The sequence below is a fragment of the Gammaproteobacteria bacterium genome (genome assembly GCA_024235095.1).
Classification (GTDB): Bacteria; Pseudomonadota; Gammaproteobacteria; order Competibacterales; family Competibacteraceae; genus UBA2383.
Window position 1 is genome coordinate 967,501 of record JACKNC010000001.1, and the last position, 19,078, is coordinate 986,578.

General features: G+C 54.8%; 18 protein-coding genes (1 of these 18 cut by a window edge). 14 read left to right on the plus strand and 4 right to left on the minus strand.

From position 1 onward, the window contains the following. Positions 1–184: the 5' portion of a tyrosine--tRNA ligase gene (locus H6973_04150; protein MCP5124843.1), read on the minus strand. 1,019 nt of this gene lie to the left of the window's left edge; only the first 184 of its 1,203 coding nucleotides appear in the window; its start codon is at positions 182–184; the stop codon falls past the left edge of the window. 105 nt (positions 185–289) lie between these two features. Continuing rightward, on the minus strand, positions 290–652 hold the full coding sequence (gene erpA / locus H6973_04155) for an iron-sulfur cluster insertion protein ErpA (protein MCP5124844.1): 363 nt from the start codon (positions 650–652) through the stop codon (positions 290–292). Positions 653–882: 230 nt separating this feature from the next. On the opposite strand from erpA, the gene H6973_04160 reads away from it, so the two are divergent. The 5 genes from H6973_04160 to H6973_04180 all read left to right on the plus strand — a co-directional run bounded on the left by H6973_04160 (position 883) and on the right by H6973_04180 (position 8,280). Beyond that, positions 883–2,058 carry a BtaA family protein gene (locus tag H6973_04160; GenBank protein MCP5124845.1) on the plus strand — a complete coding sequence of 392 codons (1,176 nt, stop codon included), beginning with the start codon at positions 883–885 and terminating at the stop codon, positions 2,056–2,058. After that, complete coding sequence (locus H6973_04165; GenBank protein MCP5124846.1) at positions 2,055–2,714, plus strand: class I SAM-dependent methyltransferase; 660 nt, start codon at positions 2,055–2,057, stop codon at positions 2,712–2,714. Before H6973_04160 ends, H6973_04165 begins: the two co-directional genes overlap by 4 nt. Before the next feature lie 9 nt (positions 2,715–2,723). Continuing rightward, the gene (locus H6973_04170) at positions 2,724–3,539 is read left to right on the plus strand and encodes a UDP-2,3-diacylglucosamine diphosphatase (protein MCP5124847.1); all 816 of its coding nucleotides are present in this window, start codon (positions 2,724–2,726) and stop codon (positions 3,537–3,539) included. A gap of 142 nt (positions 3,540–3,681) precedes the next feature. After that, positions 3,682–6,009, plus strand: coding sequence for a DUF839 domain-containing protein (locus tag H6973_04175; GenBank protein MCP5124848.1), 2,328 nt, complete (start codon positions 3,682–3,684; stop codon positions 6,007–6,009). Between the two features lie 225 nt (positions 6,010–6,234). Next, positions 6,235–8,280 (plus strand): DUF4214 domain-containing protein, encoded by a 2,046-nt coding sequence (locus H6973_04180; GenBank protein MCP5124849.1) that lies wholly within the window; start codon positions 6,235–6,237, stop codon positions 8,278–8,280. A gap of 374 nt (positions 8,281–8,654) precedes the next feature. On the opposite strand, the gene glnA is transcribed toward H6973_04180, so the two are convergent. Next, positions 8,655–10,064 carry a glutamate--ammonia ligase gene (glnA, locus tag H6973_04185; GenBank protein ID MCP5124850.1) on the minus strand — a complete coding sequence of 470 codons (1,410 nt, stop codon included), beginning with the start codon at positions 10,062–10,064 and terminating at the stop codon, positions 8,655–8,657. A gap of 224 nt (positions 10,065–10,288) precedes the next feature. Between glnA and H6973_04190 the strand changes: the two genes are divergently transcribed. The 5 genes from H6973_04190 (at position 10,289) to H6973_04210 (ending at position 14,693) form a co-directional block, all read left to right on the plus strand. Beyond that, the gene (locus H6973_04190; protein MCP5124851.1) at positions 10,289–10,729 is read left to right on the plus strand and encodes a molybdenum cofactor biosynthesis protein MoaE; all 441 of its coding nucleotides are present in this window, start codon (positions 10,289–10,291) and stop codon (positions 10,727–10,729) included. 65 nt (positions 10,730–10,794) lie between these two features. Next, on the plus strand, positions 10,795–11,433 hold the full coding sequence (rnt, locus tag H6973_04195; GenBank protein MCP5124852.1) for a ribonuclease T: 639 nt from the start codon (positions 10,795–10,797) through the stop codon (positions 11,431–11,433). A 134-nt stretch (positions 11,434–11,567) separates the two neighbouring features. Continuing rightward, a complete protein-coding gene (locus tag H6973_04200; protein ID MCP5124853.1) occupies positions 11,568–11,714 on the plus strand; it encodes a hypothetical protein in 147 nt (48 codons plus the stop codon). 606 nt (positions 11,715–12,320) lie between these two features. Beyond that, positions 12,321–12,788: a rhodanese gene (locus tag H6973_04205; protein ID MCP5124854.1), complete on the plus strand. Its 468-nt coding sequence runs from the start codon at positions 12,321–12,323 to the stop codon at positions 12,786–12,788. Between the two features lie 843 nt (positions 12,789–13,631). Next, positions 13,632–14,693 (plus strand): HAMP domain-containing protein, encoded by a 1,062-nt coding sequence (locus tag H6973_04210; GenBank protein MCP5124855.1) that lies wholly within the window; start codon positions 13,632–13,634, stop codon positions 14,691–14,693. Between the two features lie 160 nt (positions 14,694–14,853). On the opposite strand, the gene H6973_04215 is transcribed toward H6973_04210, so the two are convergent. Then, entirely contained in the window at positions 14,854–15,930 is a 1,077-nt protein-coding gene (locus H6973_04215; GenBank protein MCP5124856.1) for a folate-binding protein YgfZ, read from the minus strand. 229 nt (positions 15,931–16,159) lie between these two features. Here H6973_04215 and H6973_04220 point away from each other — a divergent pair, with 229 nt between their 5' ends. From H6973_04220 to H6973_04235, 4 genes are all read left to right on the plus strand, one after another. Further along, positions 16,160–16,327: a DUF1674 domain-containing protein gene (locus H6973_04220; GenBank protein MCP5124857.1), complete on the plus strand. Its 168-nt coding sequence runs from the start codon at positions 16,160–16,162 to the stop codon at positions 16,325–16,327. Between the two features lie 146 nt (positions 16,328–16,473). After that, a complete protein-coding gene (gene sdhC / locus H6973_04225; GenBank protein ID MCP5124858.1) occupies positions 16,474–16,860 on the plus strand; it encodes a succinate dehydrogenase, cytochrome b556 subunit in 387 nt (128 codons plus the stop codon). Between the two features lie 14 nt (positions 16,861–16,874). After that, positions 16,875–17,258, plus strand: a complete 384-nt coding sequence (sdhD, locus tag H6973_04230; protein MCP5124859.1) for a succinate dehydrogenase, hydrophobic membrane anchor protein — start codon at positions 16,875–16,877, stop codon at positions 17,256–17,258. A 26-nt stretch (positions 17,259–17,284) separates the two neighbouring features. Further along, positions 17,285–19,075, plus strand: coding sequence for a succinate dehydrogenase flavoprotein subunit (locus H6973_04235; GenBank protein ID MCP5124860.1), 1,791 nt, complete (start codon positions 17,285–17,287; stop codon positions 19,073–19,075). The last annotated feature ends 3 nt before the right edge of the window (positions 19,076–19,078 follow it).

Sequence of the window (19,078 nt, forward strand, 5' to 3'; positions counted from 1 at the left end):
GAAACTGGCGGAGTTTGTTGATTAGGACGGTATGGCCTAAATGCAGGTCAGGGGCGGTCGGGTCGAAACCCGCCTTGATCCTGAGCGGTCGGCTGGCTTTCAGCCGTTCGACCAACTCCTCCTCAAGCAATAGATCCACCGCGCCACGTTTGATCAGCGCTAGTGATTCTTCAACCGAATGCATGGGTGATCCTTGGAGAATTTATAAATAATGCCCCTCTCCCACAGAGATGAGGGGTTGGGGCAAAGACGAAACAGGATTAGTGGACGAGGGGAGTAGACATCATTATCAGGCGGAAAAAGACGAACCGCAGCCACAGGTCGTAACGGCATTGGGGTTGCGGATAACAAACTGGGCGCCTTCCAGCCCCTCGGTGTAGTCGATTTCAGCGCCGACCAGATACTGGAAACTCATTGGGTCAATCAACAGTTTAACGCCTTGATTCTCCACGACAGTATCGCCATCGGTGAGAGCCTCGTCGAAGGTGAAGCCGTACTGAAAGCCTGAGCAGCCGCCGCCAGAAATGAAGACGCGCAGCATCAAATTGGGATTGGCCTCTTCCTCAAGCAAATTCTTAACCTTCAACGCCGCGGCATCGGTGAACAGCAGGGAGCTATCAGCAGGGGTAAAGTTTTCAACGGTTGCGCCCATGATGGAATCCTCTTTTGTGAATGTTAGGTGATAGTGTCTGATTGTTGACTGTCAAGGTCAAGATTTAGCTTCAGTGCTTTTATCTTGCCCTCATACCTAGAGGGTGAAAAACGGCGGGACGATAAAGGACGTTATTCCACACCAAACGGTCATGACTCTGTCATCATTCCGTTATCAATTTTTCCCATGCTATTCCGTCAGTTCCTATCTCCACTTTGGCTCAAGTCAGCATGGTCAAGCAACTCGGCGCACAATTTGGCAATCGTGCTCACGATTTCCTGTTCAAAACCATTCATCAACGTTACCTGATCTACAACATGTGCTGGGAAGATCCAAGGATCGACAGACACTTGCTGAATCTGAATCAGGACAGTCAGGTCGTGGTGCTCACCAGCGCCGGCTGCAATGCGCTGGACTATCTGCTGGACGCTCCGGCAGCGATTCACGCAGTTGATATCAATCCCCGGCAAAACGCCTTGCTTCAGCTCAAGCTGGCGCTGATCGAACGTGGCGATTTTGGCGATCTGGAGCAAATGTTTCGACAAGGCGCGCATCCCCGTTTTCAGGCGCTGTACCAGGCGGTGCGATCCCAACTCCCCCCCTATGCCGCAGCATTCTGGGACAAGAAAATCGCCTATTTCGATGCGGCTAACCGTAAGCGATCCTTCTACTATCACGGCACCTGTGGCGCGGTTGCCTGGCTGGTCAGTCGGCAGTTGCTCAAATCCGGACGCAAGCTGCGCGAATATTTATTCGATCTGCTCGATGCCCAGACGCTAGATCAACAGCGCGTTCTTTATGAACAGATCGAACCTGCCCTGTGGGGGCGGTTTAGCACCTGGCTGCTGCGCCAGCCCACGGCCCTGGCCATGCTCGGCGTGCCTCGCCCGCAAATCCGGCTAATTCAACAGCAGTATCCGGGCGGCGTCATCGGCTACATCAGTGACAAGCTGCGTCATGTGTTAACTGAGGTACTAATCCACGATAACTATTTCTGGCGGGCCTACCTGACCGGCGCTTATACCGGACAATGCTGTCCCAACTACCTCCGAGAAGAAAACTTCGCCCAGCTACGCGCCCGCCGCGATCGGGTGCATACGCACAACGCCACGATCAGTGAATTTCTTTGGAAAAATCCGAGCCAGTACAGCCATTTCGTCCTGCTCGATCATCAGGACTGGCTGGCCTGGCATCAGCCCCAGGCGCTTGAGGAAGAATGGCGGCTGATTCTGGCCAACAGCCGTCCGGGAAGCCGCATCCTGCTCCGTTCCGCCAGTCATCATCTTGATTTTCTACCGGATTGGACCCGTCGGGTACTGCGTTTCTTCCCGGAGCAGACCGAAATATTGCATCGTCAGGATCGAGTAGGCACTTATGGCAGCCTGCACTTTGCGGAGGTGTTATGAACACGAACGACGTCGTCCAGGTCAACGTTCCTGCTCATCACAATACCGCGGCTCTGACCCGCTACTACCGCTGGCACGCCCGGTTGTATGACGCCACCCGCTGGAGTTTCCTGTTCGGACGGACGGCTTTGATTCGCTCTATCGCGGAGCTTCCCAGGCCGCCGCGCAATATTCTGGATATCGGCTGTGGGACTGGCGATAACCTGCTCCGTCTGGCTCGTCAATTCCCCGAAGCCACCTTGACCGGACTGGATCTGTCAGCGGATATGTTGACGCGGGCGCGGCACAAGCTGGACCAGTGCCGCATTCCGGCCACCCTGCTGCATCAACGCTATGACTATCCGTTGCGCCTGAAACCGGTATTCGATCTGATCGTGTTTTCCTACTGTTTGTCAATGATCAATCCCGGTTGGCTCCAAGCGCTCGAATCGGCCCTGAGGGATTTGCAGCCAGGCGGTTGGCTGGCAGTCGTGGACTTTCACGGAACCCGGTTCCCCGCCTTTCAGCGCTGGATGGCGATCAATCATGTGCGGATGGATGGACATCTCCTGCCTTGGCTGCACACCCACTGCCAGCCTTTGCTTGAAACGCCGAGCGCCGCCTATGGCGGTCTGTGGCGTTATTTCCAGTTCATCGGTCAGAAACGCGGCGAATAGGTTTGCATCATGGCCTCCCTAAGTTACCGCTCCCTGTGGATTTCTGATGTTCATCTCGGCTTCAAGGAATGCAAGGCTGAATTTCTGATCAATTTTCTGAATCATTGCGAATGCGAATATCTGTACCTGACCGGCGACCTGATCGACTTCTGGAGTCTGCGAAGAGGGGGGTATTGGCCAGCGGCGCATAGCGAAGTCCTTAAGGCAATTCTCGCTAAAGCGCGCGCCGGCGTTCGGGTGTGGTATGTGCCCGGTAATCATGATGAAGTCGTCCGCGATTATCTGGGACTGTCAGTCGGCGGCATCGAAATTGTTCGGGAGATTATCCACCATACGGTGGATGGCCGGCGTTTGCTGGTCATCCATGGCGACGATTGTGATTCGGCAGTGCGCTGCGGCGGGCCGTTGCTGAACGGGCTGGGCGACTGGGCTTATGACCTGCTGTTGTTCGCCAACCGTTGGTACAACCACTGGCGACGGCGCTGGAATCATTCCTATTGGTCTTTGGCCAGCTTTCTCAAACAGCGGATTGGCCGAGCCACTGCCTATATCGCCCGCTTTGAAGCGGCGGCGGCGCACGAAGCAGCGCGGCGGGGTTTGGACGGGGTCATTTGCGGCCATATTCATCACGCGGCGCTGCGCGACATTCACGGCGTACTGTATGGCAATGACGGCGACTGGGTGGAGAGTTGCACAGCGCTAGCAGAGTGCGCGGATGGGTCGCTGGAAATCCTGCGCTGGAATGCGCAACAGGCAGTCATTATCGCCCGCGAGCCGCGTGGACTGCTGGAAACTGCACCTGCCCCCGGCTGGGCAACGGGCTAAATCAGTGTCAACCGCTCCTGCATGGCCTTCTTTCACAATCTTGTAACCCGCTCACCTTACTATCGCCCGCTTAATTACCTCTTACACCCAATCGCTGATGTGTGCTGATGCAATTCTGCAAATTGCCAATGGAGATCGTTTGATGTTCAACAAGCAACCATTGTTGGTTTCCATAACCGCCTTATCGCTTACCCTAGGGGCGCAAGCGGTCTACGCCCAATACGAAAATGACGTTCAAGAAGCTTACATCGCCTACTACGGACGCCCAGCAGACTATACGGGCCTAAGTTACTGGGACGAGCAACTCGCCAGTGCTAATGGCAATCTCTCGATGGTCATTGGCAGCTTCGGCGCTTCCGCCGAGTATGAAGCTCGCTACGGCGCGCTCGACAACAGCCAGTTGATTGACGCCGTCTATCGGCAGTTGTTTAACCGCGATCCTGAGCCAGCGGGTAAGGCATTCTGGGTAGCGGCGCTCGACAGCGGCCTGTTCAACCGGCAAAACGCTACCTTGGCCATCCTTTTGAATGCTCAGGGCGCCGATGGCGAGATCGTTGCCAACAAGGTCGCGGTCGCCAGCGCCTATACGGAGAATCTCTCTACACAGTGCGGCGCTTACGGCGACATTGATGAGGTCGTCGCCAGACTTGCGACAGTGGGCCTGAGCAGCGAGAGCATGGCTTCTGCGCAGGCTCAGCTGATCGCCTATAGCGACTCGGTCACCCCGGCGCTCAGCTTCTGTCCCACGCCGTTCCCTTATTCCGATGCGCAGAAGCGCGCGATTCTAGCTTCCCCTGCGGTGCGGGTTAATGGCGTTGTTTCGCCGATCGGTTATACCACTATCCTGCGCAGCGGCGACACCGCGGGTAGCGGCGTCTTCGGGCAACTGGTTGACATACATGGCCAAGTTATTCGAGAAGAAGACGGTTCTCCGCGCATCTCAAACAGCAACGACTTCTCTTCCTTCATTCCGGTTGGCGATAAGCTGTATATGGTTTCTCAGTTTGAAGACCGGCCAGGGGCAATGTATCTCTCCGAGCTTGATCAGGCGGATACCGGTCATATCAGCGCGCTCAGCACCCACTTCATCGACCAGTCCAGCATCCACGGCGGCTGGGTGCATTGCGCGGGTAGCGTGACGCCCTGGAATACCCATCTGGGTTCCGAAGAGTATGAGCCGGACGCTCGCCTGTTCAATTTCACTACAGGGACCAAGATCACCGGCTCTGGCCAGGAAGACACCTACTTTCATGCAATGGATGCCTATTTCGATGGTAATCGCCTGGCAATGGATCCCTACTTCTGGGGCTATCCGATCGAGGTCGATGTGCTAAATGATAGTGGCGAAACCTCGATTACTAAACACTACGGCATGGGCCGCATGGCGCTTGAGTTGGCTAAAGTCATGCCGGATCAACGCACCGCCTATATGTCCGACGATGGCACGAATGTCGGTATGTTCATGTTTGTTGCTGACACGGCAGGCGATCTGAGCGCTGGTACGCTGTATGGCGCCAAACTGACCCAGACCAGTCCGGACGACGATGCCAATGGCGGCGTTTTTACGATTGAGTGGATCAAGTTGGGGCAATCCTCCGACGCTGAGATTAGCGCTTTGGTAGACGCCAAAACCACATTTGATCAAATCTTCACCACTGCCGACCCGGTCGTGGACGCCGATGGCAAGGATACCGGCGCCTGCCCAACCGGCTTCACCTCAGTCAACCATGGGCATGAAGCGACCGAAGGCAACACTTATCATGAATGCCTGCAGCTCAAGTCCGGTATGGAAAAGGCAGCGACTTTCCTGGAGACGCGCCGTTATGCGGCGATGATGGGCGTCACTACCGAATTATCCAAGGAAGAGGGCATCGCTTTCGATCCAGCAAATAAAAAGCTCTATGTCTCTATCTCGGATATTCGCTATGGCATGGAGAACGACAAGAAGAAGGGTGTGGACAACACTACTTACGATATCGGCGGCCCCAATGACGTGCGGGTAGCCTGGAATCCCTGCGGCGGTGTCTATCAGTATTCGCTGGGTTCCGACACGACGATTGGTTCCGACTACGTTGTCAAGGATATGAGCGCTCTGGTGCTGGGTGATCCCAACAGTGGAACAGACGAAAACAACACCTGCAATATCGATGGCATCGCTAACCCGGACAATATTACTTACATTCCAGGTTATCGCACATTGATCATCGGCGAGGACACCGGATCGGGTCACCAGAACGACTCTATCTGGGCCTATAACCTGGATCATCGCAGCTTGACCCGGATCCAGACCACCCCCTACGGTTCGGAGACGACTTCGCCTTACTTCTACGCCAATGTTGGCGGTCATGGGTACATCATGAGCGTCGTCCAACATCCTTATGGCGAAAGCGACTCAGACAAGCAGGTCACTGCGGACGAAGGCCGTGCCTATACCGGGTATATCGGTCCCCTGCCGCGTCTGGATCAATGATCTGGGTTAACTGAGTCCTGTCAGGAAAAGTTTGGGAACCGTTCAGTTCCCCCTTAATAGTGAAGGGATAGGGGTGATTTTAGCCCCGTCACACTCATGCGAAATCCCACCTCCCTCCTTATTTCAAAAGGGGAGGTGGGTGCTTACAGTCAAATGTAATCAACAGAATAAGGCGTAGTCTCTACAGAAGAGGCTGCGCCTATATCGTTTTAGAAAGGAGCATCCATGAAATTCCGCTATCTAGTCACCTGTTTTGCAGCAAGTTCCGGACTGATCCTGACCAGCTTTGCCGAGGTTAACCTAAAAGATACACGCCTGGTGAACAAGGCGGCCTACATTCCTTCCCAGTGTTATACCGCAACCATTGACTCGCACGGCAGGGTTCATAATCCCTGCTATACCTGCCACACGCAGGCGGTGCGGCCCAACCAGATCAATGACAGCGATTTACAGCTTTCCTATAGTTTCCCAGCGTCTTCGACGCACAATTACTGGCAAAACCTGTTTGTCGACCACACTCTCCGCGTAGCAGCGATCAACGACCAGGATATCCTCAATTATATTCGTCAAGACAACTACTTGGGCGACGATGGCGAACCGATCCTCGCCCACCAGTTGAGCAACCTTCCCGAAGCATGGGACTACAATAGCGATGGCGTTTGGAGCGGCTTTATTCCTGACGCCTACTTCCACTTCGACAGTGAGGGTTTTGATCAAGCCCCGGATGGCCGCTACACTGGATGGCGCGCCTTTGCTTACTACCCTTTTCCCGGCACCTTCTGGCCGACCAATGGCTCGACTGACGATGTACTGATTCGGCTTGCCGAACCTTTTCGCGCCGATATTGCTGGGCAATTCGATCTGACCGTTTATAAGATTAACTTAGCAATCCTTGAAGCCCTGTTCACCGAGCAGGATGTCACCATCGATCCCGTGGATGAAAACCGTTTTGGCGTCGACCTTGACAAGAATGGCCAGTTGGCCACCGCTACCCGGATTACCTACGACTGGGCGCCTCTGGAAGGGCGTAACATGAGCTATGTGGGCCAAGCCGGTGTGTTCCAGCAACAAGGCCAGCTTCATCTTGCGGCGCGCCTTTTCCCTGAAGGGACCGAGTTTCTGCATAGCGTGCGCTATATCGATCTCGATGAGAACGGCAATATACGATTGGCGCCTCGTCTGAAAGAATTGCGCTATGGCCGTAAGGCGTTCTGGTTGACCTATGCCAGTTTGCGGGCGTTGGCTCTGAATGAAGAGAAGGAAAACCATGACTTCCCCGATCGCTTGCGCCAGATCATTGGCGACCCGGAACGGGGCATAGCAAATGGTCAGGGCTGGGTCTACCAGGGCTTCATCGAAGATGCGAGCGGTCAGTTGCGACCCCAGACCCACGAGGAAAATGTCTTCTGTATCGGTTGTCATAGCGGCATCGGTGTGACCAGCGACGGCATCTTCTCCTTTGCGCGAAAACTCGCTGCTGATCAAGCCTATGCTCGCGGCTGGTATCACTGGAGTCAGAAGAGTTTACAGGGACTGCCCGAGCCGAAGGTGAAGCTCGCCGATGGAACCACTCAGTATGAGTATTCCTTTTATTTACAGCAAAACCCCACCGGCAATGAGTTCCTGATCAACAACGAAGTGTTGCAGCGGTTCTTCAATGCGGATGGCTCGATTAAGCCGGATCAGCTCAGCGCGCTGCACGAGGACATCACGCTCTTGATTAACCCATCCCCTGAACGGGCGTTGGAGCTTAACAAGGCTTACAAGACCATCGTCGAAGATCAAAACTTCATCCAGGGTCGGGATCCGAATGTCGCGCCGGCAACGTCCAGCGTCTACGCAGATGTGGAGCAAGACCAATCGACGGGTATTGTATCGCCCATTTCAACCTTGGGCATCAACAACGACCCGGTGGCCATATTGATTACTCATTACTACGTTTCGATTCTCGAACGGGCGCCGGATGCCGCTGGTCTGGCTTACTGGCAGAACCAGATCGTCCAAAATCAGGAGCAGGGAATTGACGTTAAACCTGTTTTCCAGGAAATGGCCATCTCCTTTTTCAACAGCCCGGAATATCTCGGACGCAACACCACGAATGAGCAGTTCATTGCTGACGTGTACCTGACTTTCTTTCAGCGCGATCCCGACGAAGCAGGTTTAACATTCTGGCTGGAAGCGTTGACCCGTGGCGTCACCCGCAATGAAGTGATAATCAGCTTCCTTTTCTCCCCGGAGTTCACTGAGTTCATGCAAGCCTTGGGACTTTGAATTTTCCTTTGAGCTATCCCTCTATAATGGACTCCGAATTTTGGACAGGCAAATAAAGCGGTACTCTGCACAATAGAAGGCGCTGTTTGAACGCAGGCGGGGTCAGCGTAGTCCAGATGACCGTCGGGATCCAGATGACCGTCGGGATCCAGATGACCGTCGGGATCTAGATATGCTGTATAGCCAGATTGGCTGGTTGCAGGCCGAAATGCAGAGCTGTTAAGTTCTACTCGAAATTGATCCGGGATCGCTATACAGGGAAGGCGTAGCCCGGATGAAGCGCAGCGTAATCCAGGCTACCTGTTTTCATAGAATTTAACAGCCCTGGGTATGAGGCAGGGTGCCCCCTTTATTGCTAAAGGGGGCAATTCATCTTACAGACTGTAATACATATCAAATTCAACCGGATGAGTGGTCATCCGCAACCGGGTCACCTCCGCCTGTTTCAATGCGATATAAGCATCAATCAAGTCGCTGGTGAACACGCCGCCCTTGAGCAGAAATTCACGGTCAGCATCGAGTGCGCTCAGCGCCTCATCGAAATAGAAGCAAACCTTGGGAATCTGCTTTTCCTCTTCTGGCGGCAGGTCATAGAGATCCTTGTCCATCGCATCGCCAGGATGAATCTTGTTCTGGATGCCGTCCAGACCAGCCATCATCATCGCGGCAAACGCCAGATAGGGGTTGGCGGTCGAGTCGGGGAAGCGCACTTCGATACGCCGCGCCTTGGGACTCTGGACGTAGGGAATGCGGATGGACGCAGAGCGGTTGCGCGCCGAGTAAGCCAGCATCACCGGCGCCTCAAAACCCGGCACCAGGCGCTTGTAACTATTGGTCGAGGCGTTAGTGAACGCATTCAGCGCTTTGGCGTGTTTGATAATGCCGCCAATGTAGTACAACGCCATTTCAGACAGTCCGGCATACAAATCGCCAGCAAACAGGTTAACTCCATCCTTGGCGATGGACTGGTGGACATGCATACCATTGCCGTTGTCGCCAACCAAGGGTTTGGGCATGAAGGTGGCGGTCTTACCATAGCTGGCGGCCACGTTCTGAATTACGTACTTCAAACGCTGCACTTCATCGCCTTTGCGCACCAGTGTATTGAACTGTACGCCAATCTCGGCTTGACCAGCGGTCGCTACTTCATGGTGATGGACTTCGGGAACCAGGCCCATTTCTTCCATGGCCAAGCACATGGCGGAACGAATGTCCTGTTGCGAATCCACTGGCGGGACCGGGAAATAACCACCCTTGAGGCCGGGCCGATGGCCGAAGTTGCCGCCTTCATACACTCGCTCAGAGTTCCAACCGGCTTCGGAGGAATCAACTTTATAGAAGCAGCCGCTGATATCGGCGCCCCAGCGAATATCGTCGAAGATAAAGAATTCGTTTTCCGGTCCGAAGAACGCGGTATCGCCAATTCCCGTGGATTTGAGATACGCCTCGGCGCGGCGGGCCAGGGAACGCGGATCGCGCTCGTAACCCTGCATGGTGTTGGGTTCGATCACGTCACAGGTCAAAACCAGCGTCGGTTCCTCAAAGAACGGATCGATACAGGCGGTCACCGGATCGGGCATTAGAATCATGTCCGATTCCTGGATGCCTTTCCAACCCGCGATGGACGAGCCGTCGAACATCTTGCCGTCTTCGAAGATATCCTCGTCAAAGGCGCTGGAGGGTACGGTCACATGCTGTTCCTTACCTCGGGTGTCCGTGAACCGGTAGTCCACGAACTTGACGCCTTTTTCTTCCATTAGCTTCATCACATCAGCAGCATTCATTGTGGCAAGTTCCTCGGGGGGTATGTTGGAATCGATAGAATTGTGCATAGTTATGCCCGAAATTCAAATCAGCACGAACCATGCCATAGGATTTCTTTAGTCATAATCGCACAGTGCGTGTATCGGGAAAAGTGAGAACTCTGTGGATTGTGCTATTTTGGCGCGTTCAAATAATAAATCGACCTATTTTAGTGCATCAGAATGACTGGGGAAACGACATAACCATGCGAATTGAACTACGCGACCAACCCTTTGCGCCACTCAACGCGCTGGCGGATTATCAAGCCTGCTTGGATGAACGCCTGAGCGGTCAATACGGCGCAACGGCCATCTTTATCGGCACGATGCGTGATTTCAACGAAGGCGATGCCGTCCAGGAAATGACGCTGGAGCATTATCCCGGCATGACCGAGCGCCAGTTGCACCGCATTATTGAAGCCGCTTTCCAAAACTGGCTGCTGCTGGATGTCCTAGTGATCCACCGCGTTGGCGCATTACAACCCTCTGACCCCATTGTGCTGGTCGCGGTTTGGTCAGTTCACCGAGCGGCGGCATTTACAGCTTGCCGCTTCATTACGGAAGAATTGAAATCGAAAGCCCCGTTCTGGAAGCGCGAAAATACCACGACCGGCTCACACTGGGTCGAACACAATACGCCAGGTTGAGAACAGCGTAGGAGATCAACAGCGGTTCAGATGCGTTTCGGCGGCTAATCCGGTATGCTGCGCAAATGAATGAACCCGCTCCCAATCCACTCATCGCTCGCCGCTTTCGGGGATTTCTCCCGGTTATCATTGATGTCGAAACCGGCGGCATCAACGCGCAAACCGACGCCCTGCTGGAAATCGCTGCAGTGATCGTGCGCATGGACTGGCAAGGTTATCTACGCCCCGCCGGGACGCTCGCCCATCATGTGCAACCCTTCCCCGGCGCTCGCCTTGACCCGGCCTCGATGGCGGTGAACGGCATCGATCCCGACCACCCCTTCCGTTTCGCCGTGCCGGAAAGCGAGGCGCTGACCGCACTCTTCCAGGAAATACGCCGGGAAGTACGGGAAACTGGCTGCAACCGTGCCATTCTGGTCGGGCATAACGCTTTTTTCGATCTGGCTTTTCTGAATGCGGCTGTGGAACGGAATCGACTCAAGCGTAATCCCTTTCACCCCTTTAGCAACCTTGACACGGTCTCGCTGGCCGGCCTGGCCTATGGACAGACCGTGTTGGCGCGAGCGCTCAAGGCGGCGCGCATCCCGTGGAATGAAAGCGAGGCGCATTCCGCCATTTACGACGCCGAGCGCACCGCGGAATTATTTTGCCAGATCGTCAACCGCTGGAAGGACCTGGGCGGTTGGACGTTGGGGGATGATTAATATTAAATTGCCTGCAATGACGCAATGTTCGACTTTTCGAGGGAAGATAGGAGAGATAGGGCAGGCGGATGCGGCATAGCGATGCGAGTTAAGCTGAGAGGAACCAACCACCTCAACCTCACGGAGAGACCGCCATGCCGCTTGAAGACTTTACCATCACGGTGTTTTGCTGGGTAGAGCTTCATCAGCACCTGCTGATTGACCTGGGTGCAGCCACCGATCCCATTCGCCTAGTGGATGGCTACCCCCTACCCGTGTGCGTATTGACCCGTGCTCCCTAATGCCATGGGTTTTCCGAAGTGGCGGACATGGGCGATTGCGCAACAAAAAAGCTTTTCATGAACCGACATATCGGTCACTCAGATTTGCCGTTTGAGAGCCTGATCGCCTGAAAAGTCGAACATCGCGTTAAAATGCTTATCATGTATATCTATGAATGTAACTTGGTATAAGAAGTTGCACAAAAAGACAGCTATTTGTGGATCAAATATTCATCAATTTGATAAAGCCTTGCTAAAATCGAGAAGACGGCCCTGATTCATGTGCTTTAGCAGATCACCGCATATCTGTTGGGGACGATTCCCGAAACTGTCAAACTTTGATAGTCCTCTCGGCAGAGCCGGGGGGTTATCTGCTGTAATCAAATTATCCTACAAAAAAATCGAACATTGCGTTAATATCGTTAGAACGTAAGTTCCGAATAAGACCAGAAGAGGTAACCCCCGGCGCGGAACCTGCTAAGGTTCCGCAGTTACCCGACATCGCAGCATTGTAACGCCGTGGTTAGTGTCCTGGCCGTCTTTTTGGCCTACACCCATCAACCATGCAAGCTTTCGCTGAAACGGAACTCACGCTAAATAGTATTTCTTGTCCATAATCTAATTATAATGTTGGAGATCATAATTATGTCCGCGAAATCTTATGTTCTGACTTGTCTTAGCGTTATTTTTTTCTGCTTGTCGGCCGTAGTCCAAGCGACCGAAGAAACCCCGATGTCTATCCCCGGCGGTGTCTATATTTCGGTCGATCAGGCAAAAAAACAGTTCGATGAAGGGGTGTTGTTTGTTGACGCGCGCGTTGCGGCTGAATACGCCGAAGAGCATATTAAAGGCGCGGTCAATGTGGTTTATAAGGAGACCTATCCACGGGAAGCGAAGACTGATCCCGCAGATACTTTCGATGTTACTAAGCTCCCGCAGGATAAGGATAAAGCTCTGGTTTTCTATTGCAACGGCTCGCCCTGCTGGAAGGGATACAAAGGTGCCGAGGCTGCGATCAAATCAGGATACAAGCAAGTTTATTGGTTCCGCGACGGGTTACCAGCCTGGACAGCCAAAGGCTTCCCCGTCGAATAGCTCTCCCAGTGCGTGGCCGTTCGCCCCTCGCTGCGGCAGGGCCGTTAAGTTCTGCTGATTCTGATGGGTAGGGCGGGTTAGCGTAGCGTAACCCGCCACCGCCGAAGTCCAGCAAAATCGGCAGGTTACGAGCTGACGCTCTAACCCGCCCTACACAGAATTTAACAGACCTGCCCTCGCTGCGGGGCGCGTCCCGCGCTTCCTCCCCAAAGATACAATCCCTCGCTCGATCCCTATTTCCCTTAGCAAATAGCGAGAAACCGAATCGCCGCTTTCTAGTCGCTTATCCCAGGCGGGATGGTTTTCTCATTGGCTAGACCCTTAATTTCCAAGAGAGTCTCGATGCTCACGACTGATTTTTTCCACTGGACTATCAGAAAAAGCCTTTACGCCGCCGCCGCTTTCTTTCTATCGATCATTCTCGCGCTGGCCGGCATGGTGGCTTATCAAACACGCGCGAGCGAGCGCCGCATGACTGATGTTTACGAGAACCGGGTTGTGCCTTTGTCCGTGCTCCAAACCATGGAGGTCGACTTGCGGGAAGTTCGCTTTCGCATTGCAGGTGTCTTGCTGGGTCAAATGCCTATCGTAGGTTCCCAGAGGCACTTGGCCAATGTGAAACAACGCCTTACGGAAAATTGGACCTTATTCAGGGAAAAAACCCAAACCAATCAAGGAAACGATGAGGAAAGGAAACTGATTGCTGGTATCGAACAGAACCTTCCGTTGTTGCAGCAACTCTTCTCTAAGCTAAACGTGGCCTACGACAGCGGAGACAAGAAGACCATTTTGTCTCTATTGGAGAATGAGTGGCCTATTGCCTATGCTAAGTCGATTAAGCCTATGGAAAAACTTGAGGTGATCCAGAATGAAGCAACCCGAAACAGTTACAACGAAAGTATCGCTTCAAGCAAACGCATCACAAAAATGTCGATTTTGGTTTCCATCATCGCAATTATTGTGAGTATCCCGCTGGCATGGTTCTTGGCTCGTTTAATCACCCGCTTGCTGCGAGAAGTGACGGCGGTGTCGGATCGAATTGCTAGCGGCGATCTGACGGCGGACATTCGTGTAATTCCCAAAGACGAAACCGGGAAAATATTGACTTCCATGAGAGGTATGGCGACCCGACTCAGGGATATCGTCAGTAACGTCATCCACTCCACCGATCAGCTCACTGCCGTGGCGGCGGAAATTGCCCAAGGTAGCGCCGACTTGTCGCAACGCACCGAAGAACAAGCCTCTGCACTGGAAGAGACCGCCTCCAGCATGGAAGAGTTGACCAGCACAGTCAAGCACAGTGCCAACAATGCTGGGCAAGCCAATCAATTGGCCGATGCGGCCCGCAGTCAGGCCGAGCAGGGTGAGCGCATCGTCGATCAGGCTGTGGTAGCGATGAGTGCGATTAACGCTAGCAGCCGCAAGATTGCTGACATCATCGGTGTTATCGACGAAATTGCCTTCCAGACCAACCTCCTGGCCCTGAACGCTGCGGTCGAAGCGGCGCGTGCTGGTGAGCACGGCCAAGGGTTTGCGGTGGTGGCTGATGAGGTGCGCAAGCTCGCTCAACGCAGCGCTGACGCTGCTAAGGAAATCAAAACGCTGATTACCGACAGCGTCACTAAGGTCGAGGATGGCAGCCAGTTGGTCGAACGCTCCGGGCAAACGCTCCAGGAAATCGTCACGGCGATCAAGAAAGTCAGCGACATTGTCGCCGAGATTGCCACCGCCAGTCGGGAGCAGGCCAATGGCATCGAGCAGGTTAACAAAGCCGTCTTACAGATGGACCAGTTCACTCAGCAAAATGCTGCTCTTGTCGAACAAACCGCTGCCGCCAGCCAGACTATGGGTGTCCAGACCCGCGAACTGCAACAGTTGATGGGCTTCTTCACGCTGGACGAGTAGAGAATGGTGTCGAAAGCGCTTACCTCCTAGTTTAGTAAAGCAGCCTTTAGACAGTTTGAAATACTATGGACAGAGCGTCAAAAAGTAGTAGTAGGGTACGCATTGCGTACCCTACAGACTTGGAAGGAATAGGGGGCTGGACACTGGGGGATGATTAAAATCAGCGTTCCCCATTTGTCGCTGCAAAGCTGTATGGCAAGGCTTGTATTCGCAGCATCGGCCCGCTAGCATCGCCCAGGCGCAATACGCCCTGTTCCGCGCATTCGATCAACGCAACCGCCAGCACCGCGTAACCGCCATCGGGATGCTGCGCCGCATCGACAATCCGCCCGGCACCCTGACTGGCGTCGGCCTGCGGGGAGAACAACACATTGCCCGGACTGGGAGAATGCTCACACTCCACCCGCGCCAGAACCATCCGCCGTTTCAACTTGCCCAGGTAATGGGTACGCGCCACCACTTCCTGACCGGTATAGCAACCCTTCTGAAAGCTGATCCCTTCCAGGAAATCCAGATTAATCATCTGCGGCGTGAACGCTTCCACGGTTTCTGGGTAAATCGTGGGAATGCCAGCCAGAATGTCCAGCAGTCGCCAAGATTCTGCGCCCGTGAAAGCGACGTCGTTTTTCAGGCTCCTCCAAAGTCGTTGCATCTCCGGCAGCGGGCCATGCAGTTCAAAGCGCGGCAGACTCCCTGGTAACCGGATCACAGTGACGTCCGAGCCTTCGCCCGTGAAGTGAATGACGCCATTGACGGCTGCGGGCAGCGCCCCGAATCGCTCATTCAACAAGGTTTCCGCATGCGGCCCGGCTATCCCGCAGCGAATCAGCTGGTCGCTGGCGTCCTCCAGTGTGACCTGAGCGCGCAACACATATTTGCGCAACCGGGTCAATGTCGGTTCAACTAGCTCACGCGGCAACTCCAGATACAAGGCGTCTTCCCGCCGGAATATCCGGAAACTGGCCAACACCCGACCCTTGGGGGAACAGAACGCGCCTAAGAGACTGCGATCTGACGTCGCCTGACGGACATCACAGGTCAATTGCCCTTGCAGGAAGGGAACAGCGTCAGGGCCGTTAACGGCCATAAGGCCCCGATCACTCAAGTCGCTACATAGATCGCCCTCGTTCAGCCCCGTCCATAATTCAATGTTTGGGCGGCCAAAATGCGCTGCTCGCCCCGACTCCAGGCAAGCGCCGAATTCCTCTTCGAGAAAATCACCCCACTCTTTGTTCATTACCTTGAATCCTCGAAATTTATTGATGCTGCTCTGTTGATCAACTTCGTGGCCAATCCCCCAGCATAAACCGGGATTCATTGCGTTAGGTACCTGCGAGCGGCATAATAACCCAACAAAATGTAGAGACCGGAGCGGGCGCGCAGCGCCGATCCCCGGCAGTTCCGTCGACGGATGGAGCTAGGATGGCTAACACCGCCATTTTGTCACTTAGCAAGATAGAGTCGCCATGAATAAGAACGATCAATCCAAGCTACCTCCACAGCCTTCCGTTATCCCCGATTCTTCTCAGGATAACCCGCCACCGGAAAAACCCAGGGAATACGGTGGTCCCAAGGGACCTGAACCCACTCGCTACGGCGACTGGGAAAAAGCCGGACGTTGCATCGACTTTTGACCCCGCTGTCCCATCGGTGATCCGTACTCTGCGTTCTGCGTATCGCGCTGCCAGATTTCCCCAAAAATTCGCGCGGGATTTGGTATGCTGTGCAATGCACAAAACAGAAGATTTTTGTTCGCCACTGCATCATTGAGGAGAGATTTATGTCCGCCAGCAAACGGCCTCTGTCGCCGTTCATGATCGGTCCTTATTACAAACCCCAAATGACTTCCGTCCTGTCTATCACCCACCGCGCGACCGGCGCGGGCCTGGTGGTGGGTACGCTACTGCTGGTGTATTGGCTCGCCGCAGCAGCGTTGGGTCCCGAAGCCTACGAATATGCGCAGTCCGTATTGGGTTCCAAGCTCGGACAATTGCTCCTGTTCCTGTGGACCTGGGCGCTGTTCTATCACTTGGCCAACGGCATCCGTCACCTGTACTGGGACGCTGGTTATGGCTTCGAACTGGATGAAGCGACCCGCTCCGGCTGGTGGGTCATCTGGTCCTCCATCATCCTGACCTTCCTGTGCTGGCTGATCGCCGCGCCCTGAGGAGAAACATTATTATGAGTCTTCGCACCCCACTTGGCCATGTTCGCGGTCTCGGGACCGCCAAAGACGGCACACATCACTGGTGGTTGCAGCGCGTCACCTCCATCGCGCTCATTCCGTTAGTGCTGTGGTTTGTGATTTCCCTGCTGTCGGTCGCTCGTGCTGACTACGAGACCTTCCAATACTGGCTCAGCAACCCCCTCAATGCCGGCCCGATGATTGCGTTGATTATCGCCGCCTTCTATCACGCCAGTCTTGGCATGCAGGTTATTTATGAGGACTATGTCCGACCGGAAGGCGCCAAGTTTATCGCGCTGCTGGCCACGCAATTTATTTTATTCCTGCTGGGCGCTATCGCCGTTGTCTCCGTTCTTAAAGTCGCTCTGGCGACGGTCTGACGCCCATCACTGGAGGCTGAGGTTTCATGTCTAACGCATACAAACTGATTCATCATAATTATGACGTGGTCGTGGTCGGCGCTGGCGGCGCGGGCCTGCGCGCCACTTTCGGCATGGCGCAGAAAGGTCTGAAAACCGCCTGCCTGACGAAAGTATTTCCTACCCGCAGCCATACCGTAGCTGCCCAGGGCGGCATGTCCGCAGCCCTCGGCAACATGGGGCAGGACCTGTGGCAGTGGCATATGTACGACACCGTCAAGGGTTCCGACTGGCTCGGCGACCAGGACGCGATTGAATATATGTGCCGCGAGGCGGTCCCGGCAGTCATTGAACTGGAACATTACGGCGTTCCCTTCTCGCGCACCGAGGAAGGCAAAATTTACCAGCGCCCGTTCGGTGGCATGACCACCAACTACGGCGAGGGTACCGCCCAGCGCACTTGCGCTGCCGCCGACCGCACCGGTCACGCTATCCTGCATACCCTGTATCAACAGGCCCTCAAGCACGACGCCGAGTTCTTCATCGAATACTTCGCGCTCGATCTGATCATGGACGACGACGGCGTGTGCCGGGGCGTGGTGGCTTGGGATTTGGCCGATGGCTCGCTGCATGTGTTCCGCGCCCATGAAACGGTGCTGGCGACCGGCGGTTATGGCCGTTCCTACTTCTCGGCGACCTCCGCGCATACCTGCACTGGCGACGGCAACGGCATGGTGTTGCGTGCGGGTCTGCCTTTGCAGGATATGGAGTTCACCCAGTTCCATCCCACCGGCATCTACGGTTCCGGTTGTCTGATGACCGAAGGCTGTCGCGGCGAAGGCGGTTATCTGACCAACTCCAACGGCGAACGCTTCATGGAGCGTTACGCGCCGAATGCTAAAGACCTGGCTTCCCGCGATGTGGTCAGCCGCTCGATGACCATCGAAATCCGCGAGGGACGTGGGGTCGGCGAGCACAAAGATCACATCCATCTGCATCTGGAGCATCTGGGCGCGGACGTGATCAACAAGCGCTTGCCGGGCATCGCTGAAACCGCGCGCATCTTTGCCGGCGTCGACGTCACCAAGGAACCAGCCCCGGTGCTGCCGACCGTGCATTACAACATGGGCGGCATTCCCACCAACTATCATGGCGAAGTCGTCATCCTCAAGGACGGCAATCCCGATCATGTCATTCCCGGTCTCATGGCGATCGGCGAAGCGGCTTGCGTCTCGGTGCATGGCGCGAATCGCCTGGGTTCGAACTCGCTGCTGGACATTGTGGTGTTTGGCCGCGCCTCAGCGATTCGCTGCGCTGAACTGGTCAAACCAGGCAGTCCGCATGGCGCTTTGCCTCAGTCCGCAGTTGATAAAATCATTGTCCGCTTTGACCGCCTGCGTCACGCTAGCGGCGAAAATCCCACCGCCAGCCTGCGGATGCGGATGCAGCGCACCATGCAGAATCACGCCGCCGTGTTCCGCACTGGCGACTCGATGGCGGAAGGCATCAAGCTGCTGGAAGAAGTATTTGCCGGTTTCGAGCATGTTGGGGTTACCGACCGGGGTACGGTCTGGAATTCCGATCTGGTGGAAACGCTGGAGTTGGAAAACCTGTTGCAATGCGCGATGGTCTCGATCAAGTCAGCGATCAATCGCCCCGAGAGTCGCGGCGCGCACGCCCGCGAGGATTATCCGGATCGCGACGACGAGAATTGGATGAAACATACGCTAGCCTGGTTGGATGCAAGAGGCGGAGTCACGATCGACTACCGGCCGGTGCATACCTACACGCTCACCAGCGAGGTGGAATACATTCCACCCAAGAAGCGCACTTACTAAGGG